Origin of the sequence: Nonomuraea sp. NPDC049709, assembly GCF_040674815.1 — a bacterium.
In the GTDB taxonomy this organism is placed as follows: Bacteria; Actinomycetota; Actinomycetes; order Streptosporangiales; family Streptosporangiaceae; genus Nonomuraea.
This window is the reverse complement of sequence record NZ_JBFANM010000087.1, coordinates 1-12,506: the sequence shown is the minus strand read 5'-3', so window position 1 is coordinate 12,506 and position 12,506 is coordinate 1. Positions and strand designations below refer to the sequence as shown.

Here is a 12,506-nt window from a genome sequence, read left to right as displayed (position 1 = left end):
AGATCTGGACGGGACCCCAATGCCTCCTTCAGGTTATGCCGGGCTCCAACTGGCTGCCTGTCGATCTTTCGTCACGGGTGAGTTGGAACGCTAAGGTCTTCGAGAGTCGAGGCACATTCAAGTTCATGCGCACTGCCTCGTAGAAGGCCGCCCTCTTGGCGTCCATCTGATCCCGTAGAGGCACCCATTCGTCCCAATTTGCTGGTTTTGAAAGTGTGTAGACCTGAAGCTGCCAGACTGCTTCCCGCCACTCCAGTGCGGCATCTGCCGTTGCCTCGTCGCCAAGGATGAGAACCTTTTCCAAGGACCTGGCACGCTCGCGATCTGCCTCCGCGATCAGCGCTAAGCCGGTTTCCCAGTCGAGATGGACGCTTGCGGAATGTGGCCGATAGGGAGCTGAGATGCGGCAGGTCAGGTTATACGTGTCTTTCACTCGGGCAGCGAACTCGACGTAGGCACTAAGCCGATGCTCATCCCAGCGGACGGCTTGGTTCCTTCGCCAGCGCCGCTGGTCGGTGAAGCTCGTGGCGAAACATGTCCCCACGGCTCCCACTACGACACCAATGAGGGGTGGAAGGATCGCCCAGAGCTGTCCCATGCCTTCAGGGTGGCAGACGGCGTGAAGCGGCGATATGGCCGAAGCGTTGGGAGCTCACCACCTGATCGCATCCGGAACGCTCATCCGAACAGCGGGGTGAGCCGCCGTTGACCCCGCGCACGTGGTCGCTCAGCGCGACACCGTCGCGTGAACCCGAACCGGGACACCCGGACGAGTTCTCGCGGGCGATCATGACGCGGGGCGAACGGGCCAACAGCGGGTGGCCCGGAGGTCTCGCCTCCCCGGCCACCCGGCCCGAGTGACGGGTGAGATCGTGTCGGCGCGATGGCGGACCCAGGCCAGCGCGGCGGTGGCGGCGTGACGCTGATAGGGACGCAGGTGCGGCACGCCCTCGGGGGCCGGTTGGCGGCTCATCCGAGTCCAGTAGCCGGCGTAGGCGACCGCGTAGCTGGTGAGGACCTCGGCATCAACCTGCTGCCATGCGGGCACCTCGGCGAGGCAGGATTCCGCGGCGGCGGGGGTGTGCCCGGCCATGATCATGTACTGCAGCCCCAGCTCCTCCAGCAGCGCCCGGGTGGTCGGCATCCGCGCCAGCAGGTCCGTGGCCACGGGCGCGGTGTCGCCGATGGTGACGTCGCGGGCGTTGCCGGTGTCGTTGAGCAGGGACAGCGTGCCCCATCTGCCGGACTGGAAGCGGCTGTAGCCGCGTACCTAGTCGCCGGGGATGGTCAGCACCTCGTGATGGACCCGTTCCAGCAGGGCCGCATCCACAGTGTCGGCGCACGCGACCTGATCGGCCAGGGCGCCGGTTGCGGTGGACATGACGCGTTCCCTTCCACACCCCTGATCAGGGGGTGACGTCAAAGGTTTCGTGGGGCCTGCCGCGGCCCGCTGCGGAAGCGCCCCAAGGCTGAACCCGGCGATCGAGGCGACCACATGCCTGGCCAGCACCGCGACCGACTGGCGGACCGCGGTCGGGTCCAGCCGCTGCCCCCGGGCGTCCCGCGTGGCCAGCGCGAACAGCACCTCTGCGCGCGCCAAGGGTTTCAGCGGTGCCAACGAGGACTGGTTGACGATCAGGAACGGCGCCTGACGGTCCAGCCAGGTCGCCTCCACCTCTTCCAGGCCGTCGGCCTTCAGCCGCCGGGCGTGCAGGTCGCAGATCCCCGAGCCCGGCCGCCCATCGCGCGGGCAGCCGCCGACCAGACAGGCCGGCAGCGGATCGTAGGGGGTCGCGGCTGCCACCCACGCCGCTAGATCATCGGCGCCCGGACGCTGGCGCAGCATGTCCTTGTGCCGCAGCGAAGCGTGTGCGGCACACAACCCCCACAACGCCCCGTCCCGAGGACAGGCCGCCACGACGGAGGGAATGGCCCGGCCGTCGATCACCCGGTTGCGGTCCGGGACGAAGCCGGCCCGGAACTCCTCCAGCGCCATGCCGGACGCGCGCAAGGCCTTCTCACACAGATCACACAAGACCTGCGTGCGCGACACCCGGTCGCAGGCCGCCACCGTGCAGCGGTAGGCCACCGTGGAACGGTTGTCGACGTCGCCAGTGAACAGCCGCGTCGCCGCATCCCACTCCCCGAGCCGCCAGGCAGGCGGCGTGTTCACCGTCAGCCACTCGGCCAAGGCCGCGGCCTCCGCCGGCGTCAGCGCCGGGGCCGCCCCGCCCTCGTCGGCCGGGCGGTGCAGAGCGATCACCTTGCCCGCCGCGCCGTTGATCACGCTGTCCGGTCCGTTCACGAGCGCGCCTGCCTTCTTGCGGCGGCCACCATCTCCACGGCCTGGCGCTTGTCGGAGTCGGTGACGTGGGAATACACGTCCTGGGACGAGGCCGAGACATGGCCGGCGATCTCCTGGGCCACCCGACGGTCGACGCCCGCCGCATTTTCGTGATGGCGCTGTGCCGGAACATGTGCGGTCGGGCCCGGAACCCGGCGCGGGTGGCCAGGCGGGAGAACAGCTCGTAGGTGTTGGCGTACTTCATCGGCTTGCCCAGCGGGGGTGGAACAGATTGACGAACACCAGGTCGGACCCCATGTCGGCCCCGGTGGCCTCGCCGACCTCGTCCGCTCGTACTGGTAGCGCGAATACGCCTCGATCGTGTCGCGCTCCACCGGGATCGCCCGCGGCTGCCGCGCCTTGGCGAACGCGCCGTTGGGCGTTCAGCCGCCGATGGACGTGGACGTGCGGCCCCTCGTGCCGGCAGCCCAGCACCTGGGAGTCCGGCAGCAGGTGCATGTCCTTGCGGCGCAGGGCCAGCGCTTCACCGATTCCCATGCCCGTCTCTGCGAGGAGCTGCGGCCACGCCCCACCTCAGACGCGGACCTCTTGGCGGAGGAAGACGGCGTAGGCCACGGCGAACACCACGGCCGCCAGCGCCACCAGCCCCGCGAGCTGCGGCCACACCAGCAGCACGCTCTGCCCGAGCGGCAACTGCCCCGGCACTGCCCGGAACGCCTGCTCCGGCAGGATCACGCCGAGCGTACGCAGCTCCGGCGTGAGCAGGGCGGCGGTGACCTCCTCGTAGACGATGGCGGGCGAGGCACGGCCGAGGGCCTGCTGCAGCCCGGCGCGGTCAACGCTGCCCGGCTCGGCGAACGCTCCCGCCACCATCTGCACGAGCAGCGCCGCCAGCAGCGACAGCACCAGCCACGTGCCGATAGCCGTCAGCGCGGCCGTGGCCGCGCGCTGGAGCAGGATCGACAACATGAGCGCGAACGCCAGCCACACGCCGATGTAGACGATCGAGACCAGCAGGTAGACCAGCAGCCGGGCCAGGTCCTCGGCCCGCGGCACGATGCCCAGCCGGACCACACCGACCGCGCCCACCAGCAGCATGAGTGCGGTGAGCAGCATCCCGATGACGGCCAGGCCCGCGGCGAACTTGCCGTTGACCACGTCGTCGCGGTGAATCGGCTGGGCCAGCAGGCGGGGCAGCGTACGCTGGACACGCTCGGAACTGACCGCGTCGAAGCCGAAGGCGATGCCGAGCAGCGGGCCGATCAGCGCGACGAAATTGACGAAGGCGAAGGGCGTGTTCTCGATCGCGACGGTGAACAGCTTGAGGAACAACGACGGGTCGTCGGCGGCCTGCGAGGCAACGTCCCTGATGCGGCCGCCCGCCGCGTAGACCGCGGCGAGGCCGGTGACGGTGAGCAGCGCGGCCACGACGAAGAACCGCGCCGAGTGCAGATGGTCTGCGATCTCCTTGCGCGCTACCACACGCCAGCCGGCGGGCAGGCCCGTCCGGGCGCGGCGTCGGAACGCGGGGCGGATGTCAGTTCTGTTCATGGAAGTACCGGTGATAGATCTCGTCCAGGTGGCTGCTGCGCTGCCGCATGTGCAGCAGCGTGTGGCCGGCGCCGGTGAGCGCGCCGGCGATGCGGCCGCGGGCCTCGTCCTCGCAGACCGCCAGCAGGAGGTCGCCCTCCCGGTCCACGTCCTTGACACCGTCCAGCCCGGCCAGGCGGCGGGCCGCGGCGTCGGTGTCCCCCGCGACGCCGACCTCGATCACCGTACGCCCGCCCGCCAGGCGCCGGGCCAGCTCCTCGACCGAGCCGACGGCGACTAGGCGGCCACCCACGAAGATGCCGACCCGGTCGCAGACCTCCTGCACCTGGTAGAGCAGGTGGGAGGAGAGCAGCACGGTCATCTGGTGCTGGTCGCGCAGCTCGCGGATCAGCGCCAGCACCCGGCGCACGCCGTCGGGGTCGATGGCGATCGTGGGCTCGTCGAGGATCATCACCGACGGACTCTTGACCAGGGCGTCGGCGATACCCAGCCGTTGGAGCATGCCGCGGGAGAAGGCTCCGGCGCGCCGGTCGGCGGCGTGACCGAGCCCGACCTGCTCCAGCAGCTCGGTGATGCGATCCTCGGCGTCGGCGATGCCGTTGAGCCTGGCGGTGTAGCGCAGGTTGTGGCGGGCGGTGAGGTTGGGGTAGAAGCCGACGGCGTCGGGGACGTACCCGACCTGCCGTTTGACCTGGGCAGCCGCTCGGGCGGGATCGAGGCCGACCACGCGTACGGTGCCGGAGGTGGGTTCGGTCAGGCCGAGCAGGGTGAGGATGGTGGTGGTCTTGCCGGCGCCGTTGGGGCCGAGCAGGCCGAACACCTCGCCTCGCCGTACCTCCAGGTCCAGGTCGCGGACGGCCTCGACCGGGCCGTACCGCTTGGTCAGCCCCTCGATGCGGATCACGGGGGCGTCCATGTCAGCGCCTTCCGAAGGTGCGGAAGACCCACCACAGGCCGCCCGCCACGGCCACGATGACGAGCACGCCGGCCAGTCCCCACCAGCGGGAGGTCTCGACGGTGTAGCGGACGTCGGCCTCCGAACTGCGGCCGTCTTTCTCGGCCGTGAGCGTGACCATGTAGTCACCGGTGACGGCGTCGTCGGACGGCGTGATCACCGCTGTGACCCTGGCCTGCCGCTGTGGCGCGACGTCCACGGTCTTCGGCTCGAACGTCACCTCCCACCCGCTCGGCGGCGAGCCGGACAGGGTCACTCCCGACAGCGGGGTGGTGCCCTTGTTGGTGAGGACCAGCGGCACCCTGGTGCGTTGCCCGGTGGAGCCGGAGGCGTTGAGCCGGTCCTCCGGCGTGCTCAGCTCCAGCTCCACCGTGCCCGTGACCTCGGCGGTGAGCTCCGCGGCGGCCTGTCTGCCGCCGCCGGTCACGCCCAGGCGGATGGGGTAGGCGCCGGCCGCGACGTCGTCGGGCGGGTCGGCACTGACGTTGATCGTCGCCGTGCCGCCGCCGTCGACCTTGACCGTGGTGGCGCGCTGCTGGGCGCTGGGGTTGGCCGAGACGGTCCAGCCGGTGGGTCCCTGCACCGCCAGTGCGAACGTCGTGGTCTTGGGTGCCTCGTTGCGGAGGGTCACGGTGTAGCTGAAGGTGTCGCTTGCCTTGCCGGTCAGCTTGGCGAACTCGGCGTCGAGACCGAGGGCGGACTGCCCGCCCGTACCGCGCACGGTGAGGGTGAGCGGCAGACGGTCGCGCTCGCCGCCGACACCTTTCGCGGTGACCGTCACCCTGTGGCTGCCCATGGCCTTGGCGGGCACGACCACGTCCAGGGTGACCTCGGTCTTTCCCGCATGAACGCTGGAGACGACGTATCCGCCACCGCGCAAGGTGGTCTTCCAGCCTTTGGGCGCGTCGACGTCGAGGTCCACTCGGCCTGCGGGCGAGCCGTGGACGTCAAGGTCGAGGGAGACGGTCTCGCCCGGCTCGACGACGAGCGAGGGGTAGGGGGTGGACAGCGTCAGTGTCTGCGCGTACGCCGGGGGCGCGAGCGGCGTGCTCACGGCGAACAGGGCCACGAGAGCGTACGGCAGTAAGCGGAAGAGCGGCCTCATCACCAGTCATCCGTTCGGGTCAACGAATCTCTCTGCCTTGGTCGAGGAAACTTATAACTCCACTCACATGTTTACGCAAGCTATGTCCCCAACTTTTCCTCAACTTGAGTTGCATCGCACTCGTGTAGCAGCTAACCTACAAATCAGATTGCAGGTTAGCTGGAATCCTCGAGCGAACAAGGAGGTAGCGATGCTGTTGACGTCGATCGACCCGTTCATCCAGGAGTTCGAGCGCCAGTTCGACCGGTTGGCGCAGCAGACCTTCGCCGGTGGGCCAGGCGTGCCCATGGACGGACTGCGCCGCGACGACGACGTCATTCTGCGATTCGACCTGCCTGGCATCGACCCCGGCTCCATCGACGTGACCGTGGACCGCGGTGTGCTCAGCGTCAGCGCCCGCCGCGAGCAGGAGATCGGCGAGCACGAGCGCGTCTTCGTCCGCGAACGGCCGATGGGCTCGTTCACCCGGCGCGTCTACCTGTCCGACCACCTCGACAGCGAACAGATCGACGCCCACTACGACAACGGCGTGCTGACCGTGCGCATACCGGTGCTCGAACGCGCCCGGCCACGCAAGGTCGAGATCCAGCAGGGTCACGCCAAGGCCCTCTCGGCCTGACCTCGCCCCGGGGGCGGGCCGGGTGCCCGTCCCCATGCCCCCGAAGAGCGCATGATGTCCGAGTTCCCGTTCGACGACGAACACGCCCCGCTCTACTCGATGGGGCAGGTCGCGGACATGCTGAACGTTCAGCACGCCTTCCTGCGTCGCCTCGACCAGCACGACGTCGTCACCCCGAGCCGTTCAGACGGAGGCCAGCGGCGCTACTCCCGCCACGACATCATGACCGTTCAGCACGTCACGCGCATGGCCGACGAAGGCATGACGCTCATCGCCATCCGCCGCATCCTCGAGCTCGAACGCGAGGTCGCCCGGCTGCGCGACGAGCTCGCCGCGGCCCGCGCCCGCCTGCAGGAGCAGGATCACCGCCCCTGACCTCTGGCACCCCCTTTCCCGCCCATCATGCCCGAACGGTCCCGGCTGCACATCGCGATGGTGGCCCCGCCCTGGTACGAGGTGCCCCCACGCGCGTACGGCGGTATCGAGGCCGTGCTCCACCACCTGACCCGCGCCCTGATCGAGGTCGGGCACCAGGTCACCCTGATCGGCGCAGGCCCGGTCGGGCACTCCAGCCCGGTTCCTGTCCACCTACGACCAACCACCCTCCGAACGCATCAGCCAGGCCGTGCCCGAGATGCCCACGCCGCCTCCACCCAGCTGGCTCCTGCAGGACCTCGACGTGGACGTCATCCACGACCACTCCCTCGCCGGCCCCCTTGCCTGCTCCGGCACAGCTGACCGGCCCTCGTGATCCGGCCTTGAAGTGACCACCTCGAGGCCTAGCTGTTCGACGTCTCGACGACGACGGGCACCCCGTCGCGAACGGGGACAGGGGAGTGGTCATGACCATGGCGCTCATCGGTTGGAGGGGTCGACGTTCGTTCCGAAGCGTCCCGTACGGATCTGACGCAACGGGGCGGGGTGTGGCCGGTCGTTCCGCACCAGCCCGCCGGATACAAAGCGGAACGAACGGACTGGTGCGAAACGACGTGCGGGATAGGCAGGGCACCGCGATGAGGCGAAGCGTGCGAGCTGAGCGAGGCGAACGACGGACTGGCTGTCAGCCGACGGCGACGGCGACGACGACGGCGTCTGCCGCGATCAGTGAGCCGTACTCGAGCATCCGGCAGATGCGCCGCGGCGGCAGATCAGCAGGCAAGGATTCGGCCTCACCAGCGACGGTGATCGGGCCGACGAGAAGCAGGATCTCCTGCCGGTCGCCCGCCAACTGTAGCCAGCCCCGAGGGAACTCCACCGCCATGCTGCACAGCAGGGAGGGGTCGCCGCCATGGTCGGTGCTGTAGCGGATCGCGATCCAACCATGGTCCGCCAGAGCGGGTGCCGTCCTCGATCCGGACCGCCCATCCGGAGGCGTAGCCCCAGGTGGGGTAGTCGGTGAATCCGTCGGGCCGCCACCACTGGTGCTCGACCTGGTCGAGCCAGTAGCGCGTGCCCAGCCCGCAGTCCTCGTCCACCTCCACGCAGACGAGCAAGGCCGGCTCGGCGGACCCGGTGCCGTCGGGAAACGGGTCGGGCAAGATCACGGGACCGAGCGTCAGCCCAATACCGCCGCGCAGATCTCGGCCCTTCGCCTCCACCCACAAATCCCGGGAGAAGGCCACCACGTTCTCCCAACGCAGGCTGGGCCGGGCGCACCGGAGGTGATGCCGGGAAGGCCCATTACCGAGGTGACCGGGTTGAGGTCCGGCTCGTAGGCAGCAATGACAGTGCGGATCGTGGTGGGATCGGCGTCATCATGGCCGGGCTCGCCGCAGGTGCCGCACTCATAGGTGGACGGCAGCTCCTGCAGGGCCGGCGCAGGGAGCCGGGCCCGCCGGGCTCGATCCCGTGGACTCCGACGCCTCCGAGAAGGGCCGCCTGCTGGGCGTTGACGGTGTAGCTGACCAGCGGACCGCCCATAGCGCGGCGAAACTCCTACGACCTCATCGGCCCGTCAAGAAGCTGCTAGGCCAGCTGGTAGGGCAGGCCATGGGCTTGAGCGTGGGCACGGATCGCGTCCTTGCAATTGATGTTCTTCAGCACGTGCTGCTTCCCTCCGGCGAAGCCCCACGCACCTCACCACAGAACAGAGCGCACAAGATGCGTCGAGGACAGACATGGTGAGTCGAATGCGCCGGGTCCACTGAGGACGTGGTGACGCGCATGCGATCGGCCTGGCGAAGATCAAGCCGGTGGCGGTGGCCGAGACCGAGCGCCGCCGCGGGATCGGCGCGGCGCTGCTCAAGCGCTGCCGGCAGATCTACGTGCACCGCGGCTACCTGCTGCTGTATGGCGCGATGCCGCCCACGCCCGGGTTGAGCGCCTTCTACCGCCGCCAGGGCTTCGACGTGATGCAGGCCGGAGCGCCGATGGACATGTGGATGATCTTTGGCGTTCATTCCAGCATCCTGCCCGCCGCCGACGAACGCGTCTTCTTCCGCCGTTTCCAGCCGGGCGGCGTGCACCGCGGAACGACGGCCTGGAAAGGACGTAATGGTGGCGTTGCTCCTCATCGCGAACTGCTGGTCGCGTTCGACCCCGCGCCGCAGCTCCGCCGTCAGATCGGGCTGGGCGGCCCTGCGGACATCTCGTTTCGGCGGCGGCACGATAGAACACAGCGCGTACGTAGCCCCCTCATGGACAGCCACGAGCAGCCGGGCACGATCCGTCTCAACTTTCAGCGTGGCGGCGAGGACAAAGTCCACCGCCGAGGTCAACCTGCCCGCCACGGAGACCGCTCGCGAGCAGCGGGCGCTCTTCCTCGACACCGACCCACAGGGCACGCCGCACACCGGCATCGATGCCGGGCGCTTCGACACGGTGACCGTGGATGCGCTGCCCCCGCTCGGCCTTGCCGACGAGGTCGAGCTCTGGCAGGAGCAGGGCGAGGACGCGCCGAGCCGCGATGACGGTGGCAACTGAGCTCCGGGTCGTTCAATGGCCGAAACCCGGCCGCGTCACTGGCCCTGGCCGTTGACCTGCTCAGGCGGCGCACTCCAGGCAGATCTGCTGATCGTCTCGGCCAGCGGCGCGCTGGCTGCGGTGGTGCACCAGGAAGCAGCGCGAGCAGGTGAACTCGCCGCCCGGCCGTCGCCGCCTTCCGCACCGGCCGCGTCGGCCGCTACGCCCTCCAGGCCGCCATCGCCTCCCTGCACGCCATCGCCCCAGCTACGCCACCACCGACTGGCCACAGGTCCTGCGCCTCTACGACGCACTCCTGACCGCCTGGCCCTCCCCGTCGTCGCACTCAACCGCACCGTGGCACTCTCCATGGTCGCCGGACCCCCTCCACGAACTCGACACCCTGGAACACGGCGACCGCCTGACCGGCTACCACTACCTCTCCGCCATCCGCGCCGACCTGCTACGCCACCACGACGCCGCCACCGCCTACCGCACCGGCCTCGACCTCGCCGACAACCAAGCAGAACGAGACTTCCTGGCAGCCCGCCTCACCGAGACCACCAATGCCGCGGAGGGGTAGCCGACACAACTTTCAGAGCGCTGGCAGCCGTACGGCGATCATGGCAATGTCGTCCTTCTTGGCTATCGGCATCCGGGCGAGCAACTGGTCGGAGAAGGTGTCAAGGGGCGCGCGGGCCAGCGACTCGGCGTGGCCGCGCAAGCGTTCCAGCCCTCGGTCCAGGTGCTCGCCGGGAAGTTCGATCAGGCCGTCGGTATAGAACAACAGGGTGCTGCACGGCGGCAGCGCCACCACGGCGCTGCTACGCGGCTGGGCGTTGCCGACGCCGAGGAGGGGGTTGAGTGCCTCCTCCAGGAAACGCCCCTCACCCGCACAGGTGACGAGCAACGGCGGCGGATGCCCGGCCACCGAGTAGTTCAGCCACCATTCGCCATTTTCCGGACCTTCCAGGCGGGCCAGGATGCAGGTCGCCGTGCCGTCGTCGATCAGGGCCTCGGTCGCCATGTTCAGGCGCCGCAGGATGTCGCCGGGGGGCTCACGGCGGTCCACGGCCAGCCCTCTGAGCATGTTACGCAGCTGACTCATGGTCACCGCGGCCGCCAGATCGTGCCCGCTGACGTCCCCGATGGTCAGGATCGTCGCACCGTCGGGCAACCGGAACGAGTCATACCAGTCTCCGCCGATCTCGACAGCCGTGGCGCTCGGCCGATAACGGGCGGTGATCTCCATGCCGGGCACGTCCGGCGGATCCGGCAGCAGGCAGTTCTGCAGGGCGAGCGCCACCCGCTGCGTACGCTGGAACCGCATGGCGTTGCTCAGGTGAGCATGAGCGTGGTCGAGCATGCGCCTCAGCAGGTCGACGTCCGACGCGCTGATCGGCTCCCTGGACCCACAGATCACCGCATCCAGCACCGCAGCAACGGCACCATCGACGATCACCGGCACCAGCGCGACGCTGTTCGCCCCCGTCCTCCTGAACCACTCCTCCGCGCCGGGCGGTGCCATGCCCGGCGGCGGCACTCCCTGCGGGAAGGTCCGGTGTACCGGACGTCGGGTCGTGACCGCCTCCACGAAACCGCAGTGCGCATCGAAACGCACCGTCCCCGGCTGCGGCTCAGGCCCGAACCCTTCCCGCACGATGCTGACGAACCTCTCCGCGACCAGGGGCAACGGCGGCCGGGCGTCGAACTCGGGAACCAGGTAGATCCCGCATCCGTCCAGCACCGTGGGCACGATCACGTTGGTGAGCATTTCCAGCACCTCGTCCAGGCCGGCGATGTCCGCCGTCGCCACGGCAGCCTGATCGAGCAACTTCCTGCGCCGGTCCTCCTGCCACTCCTGCTCGATGTCGGCGCAGGTGCCGACCCACTCGACCACCGCGCCGCTCTCGATCACCGGAACGGCACGCGAGCGGACATGCCGGTAGAGGTTCCCCGCCGATCTCAGCCGGAAGACATGGTCCCACCGGCTCAGCTGCCGGGCCTGAAGCCACGCCTTGCGGATCGGCCCCCGGTCGTCAGGATGGACCGCGCGCAGCCAGCCTTCTCCGCGATACTCCTCCCAGGTCTGCCCGGTCATCCGCTCCCAGCCAGGGCTCGGCTCCGACACGTAGCCCAGGGGCGCCATCACCCATACGACCTGCGTCTCGACCTGAAGGACACTGCGGTAACGCTGGAGGAACCTGCGCCGCTCCTCGGCGACGGAGTCGAACGTCCCGGCGCGCTCGACCTCACCGGCGCCCTCCACGACCACCAGCAGCACGCCCTCCTCACCGGCGTCGAGCGAGATCTTCGACACGCTGACCGAGCAATAGCGCTCGCGCCCTGACCAATGACTTTCCAGCTCGAACGGGAGCTCCTTCAGGCTGACCGGCCGCCCCGTCTCCAGCACCTGGTCCAGCAGCTCGAAGTAGTCCTGCTGGCGCAGGTCGCCGAACGCCTCCCGGACCGGCAACCCGAGTTCGCGCTCGCCGGCGATCTTCTGGAACGCGTTGTTGATGTAGACGAGCTGGTGGTCGGGACCGCTGGTCGCCGCCACCCCCACCGGCGCGGAATCGAAGACGTTCAGGGCCAGGCCGCTGAGCGTCCGTTCCGCCGCATCGCCCATCCGTGCCCTCCATGACCACCCACCCCAGCGGCACCCGACGCCCCGGGAGCATGGGATCCCGTCGACGGTATGTCAACCTTCACCCCATTCGGGGACGGTATGTCACTATCCGCCGTTTGATGGCACGATGCCGGCAGCTATTGACCGCTGAATTGCCCAAATATGTAGCGGCGACAAGACTCCCCGTCCTGCCCAAAGCTCAGCTTGAGCTTCCGTTGAACGATCCCGCACACTCCTAGCATGATCGCCCTGCAGCACGGCAACGTCGCGACCCCAACGCACACGATCACCGTGCTCCACCCCCGCCGACAGCGCCCCGGTGTGCCATTTCTGGCTCGAACATATGATCCAATCAGTTCGTGGGTTTCTGGACTATCGGAGGCTGGCGGCGATGTAGGCCAGATGAGGATCGGCGAAGAACGATCGCACCAGCGCAGGCAT

The 12,506-nt window shown here is 68.9% G+C and carries 15 protein-coding genes and 2 pseudogenes; 7 read left to right on the top strand and 10 right to left on the bottom strand.

The window, feature by feature from the left end; genetic code table 11:
• Positions 1 to 28: 28 nt before the first annotated feature.
• From AB0J69_RS51315 to AB0J69_RS51305, 3 genes are all read right to left on the bottom strand, one after another.
• Entirely contained in the window at positions 29 to 598 is a 570-nt protein-coding gene (locus AB0J69_RS51315; RefSeq protein WP_364133957.1) for a hypothetical protein, read from the bottom strand.
• A gap of 189 nt (positions 599 to 787) precedes the next feature.
• A complete protein-coding gene (locus tag AB0J69_RS51310; RefSeq protein ID WP_364133954.1) occupies positions 788 to 1,168 on the bottom strand; it encodes a hypothetical protein in 381 nt (126 codons plus the stop codon).
• 102 nt (positions 1,169 to 1,270) lie between these two features.
• Positions 1,271 to 2,305, bottom strand: a complete 1,035-nt coding sequence (locus AB0J69_RS51305) for a hypothetical protein (protein ID WP_364133951.1) — start codon at positions 2,303 to 2,305, stop codon at positions 1,271 to 1,273.
• 98 nt (positions 2,306 to 2,403) lie between these two features.
• Between AB0J69_RS51305 and AB0J69_RS51300 the strand changes: the two genes are divergently transcribed.
• Positions 2,404 to 2,532 carry a hypothetical protein gene (locus tag AB0J69_RS51300; RefSeq protein WP_364133949.1) on the top strand — a complete coding sequence of 43 codons (129 nt, stop codon included), beginning with the start codon at positions 2,404 to 2,406 and terminating at the stop codon, positions 2,530 to 2,532.
• A 13-nt stretch (positions 2,533 to 2,545) separates the two neighbouring features.
• Here the strand turns inward: AB0J69_RS51300 and AB0J69_RS51295 are convergent, their stop codons facing one another.
• From AB0J69_RS51295 to AB0J69_RS51280, 4 genes are read right to left on the bottom strand one after another with little or no spacing between them, the layout of a single operon-like run.
• Positions 2,546 to 2,842: a hypothetical protein gene (locus tag AB0J69_RS51295; RefSeq protein WP_364133946.1), complete on the bottom strand. Its 297-nt coding sequence runs from the start codon at positions 2,840 to 2,842 to the stop codon at positions 2,546 to 2,548.
• Positions 2,843 to 2,878: 36 nt separating this feature from the next.
• Positions 2,879 to 3,856 (bottom strand): ABC transporter permease subunit, encoded by a 978-nt coding sequence (locus tag AB0J69_RS51290; protein ID WP_364133943.1) that lies wholly within the window; start codon positions 3,854 to 3,856, stop codon positions 2,879 to 2,881.
• Complete coding sequence (locus AB0J69_RS51285) at positions 3,843 to 4,772, bottom strand: ABC transporter ATP-binding protein (protein WP_364133940.1); 930 nt, start codon at positions 4,770 to 4,772, stop codon at positions 3,843 to 3,845. Before AB0J69_RS51285 ends, AB0J69_RS51290 begins: the two co-directional genes overlap by 14 nt.
• 1 nt (position 4,773) lies before the next feature.
• Positions 4,774 to 5,916 carry an NEW3 domain-containing protein gene (locus tag AB0J69_RS51280; protein WP_364133937.1) on the bottom strand — a complete coding sequence of 381 codons (1,143 nt, stop codon included), beginning with the start codon at positions 5,914 to 5,916 and terminating at the stop codon, positions 4,774 to 4,776.
• Between the two features lie 190 nt (positions 5,917 to 6,106).
• Between AB0J69_RS51280 and AB0J69_RS51275 the strand changes: the two genes are divergently transcribed.
• Together AB0J69_RS51275 and AB0J69_RS51270 are read left to right on the top strand one after the other, a co-directional pair.
• Positions 6,107 to 6,535, top strand: coding sequence for an Hsp20/alpha crystallin family protein (locus AB0J69_RS51275; RefSeq protein ID WP_364133934.1), 429 nt, complete (start codon positions 6,107 to 6,109; stop codon positions 6,533 to 6,535).
• A gap of 51 nt (positions 6,536 to 6,586) precedes the next feature.
• Positions 6,587 to 6,910, top strand: a complete 324-nt coding sequence (locus AB0J69_RS51270; RefSeq protein WP_364133931.1) for a MerR family transcriptional regulator — start codon at positions 6,587 to 6,589, stop codon at positions 6,908 to 6,910.
• 685 nt (positions 6,911 to 7,595) lie between these two features.
• Here AB0J69_RS51270 and AB0J69_RS51265 read toward each other — a convergent pair.
• A complete protein-coding gene (locus AB0J69_RS51265; protein WP_364133929.1) occupies positions 7,596 to 7,796 on the bottom strand; it encodes a hypothetical protein in 201 nt (66 codons plus the stop codon).
• A gap of 931 nt (positions 7,797 to 8,727) precedes the next feature.
• On the opposite strand from AB0J69_RS51265, the pseudogene AB0J69_RS51260 reads away from it, so the two are divergent.
• Both AB0J69_RS51260 and AB0J69_RS51255 read left to right on the top strand, forming a co-directional pair.
• Positions 8,728 to 8,823, top strand: a pseudogene (locus AB0J69_RS51260) (GNAT family N-acetyltransferase); the annotation flags it as partial.
• 394 nt (positions 8,824 to 9,217) lie between these two features.
• Positions 9,218 to 9,457 carry a hypothetical protein gene (locus AB0J69_RS51255; protein WP_364134052.1) on the top strand — a complete coding sequence of 80 codons (240 nt, stop codon included), beginning with the start codon at positions 9,218 to 9,220 and terminating at the stop codon, positions 9,455 to 9,457.
• Between the two features lie 60 nt (positions 9,458 to 9,517).
• Here AB0J69_RS51255 and AB0J69_RS51250 read toward each other — a convergent pair.
• Positions 9,518 to 9,613, bottom strand: a pseudogene (locus AB0J69_RS51250) (DUF4193 family protein); the annotation flags it as partial.
• On the opposite strand from AB0J69_RS51250, the gene AB0J69_RS51245 reads away from it, so the two are divergent.
• Positions 9,606 to 10,019 carry a hypothetical protein gene (locus tag AB0J69_RS51245; RefSeq protein ID WP_364133926.1) on the top strand — a complete coding sequence of 138 codons (414 nt, stop codon included), beginning with the start codon at positions 9,606 to 9,608 and terminating at the stop codon, positions 10,017 to 10,019. The pseudogene AB0J69_RS51250 and the gene AB0J69_RS51245 overlap by 8 nt on opposite strands.
• Before the next feature lie 12 nt (positions 10,020 to 10,031).
• Here the strand turns inward: AB0J69_RS51245 and AB0J69_RS51240 are convergent, their stop codons facing one another.
• Positions 10,032 to 12,065 carry a SpoIIE family protein phosphatase gene (locus AB0J69_RS51240; protein WP_364133923.1) on the bottom strand — a complete coding sequence of 678 codons (2,034 nt, stop codon included), beginning with the start codon at positions 12,063 to 12,065 and terminating at the stop codon, positions 10,032 to 10,034.
• A gap of 240 nt (positions 12,066 to 12,305) precedes the next feature.
• Here AB0J69_RS51240 and AB0J69_RS51235 point away from each other — a divergent pair.
• Positions 12,306 to 12,506: hypothetical protein (locus tag AB0J69_RS51235; protein WP_364133920.1), on the top strand; the 201-nt coding region annotated here is incomplete at its 3' end.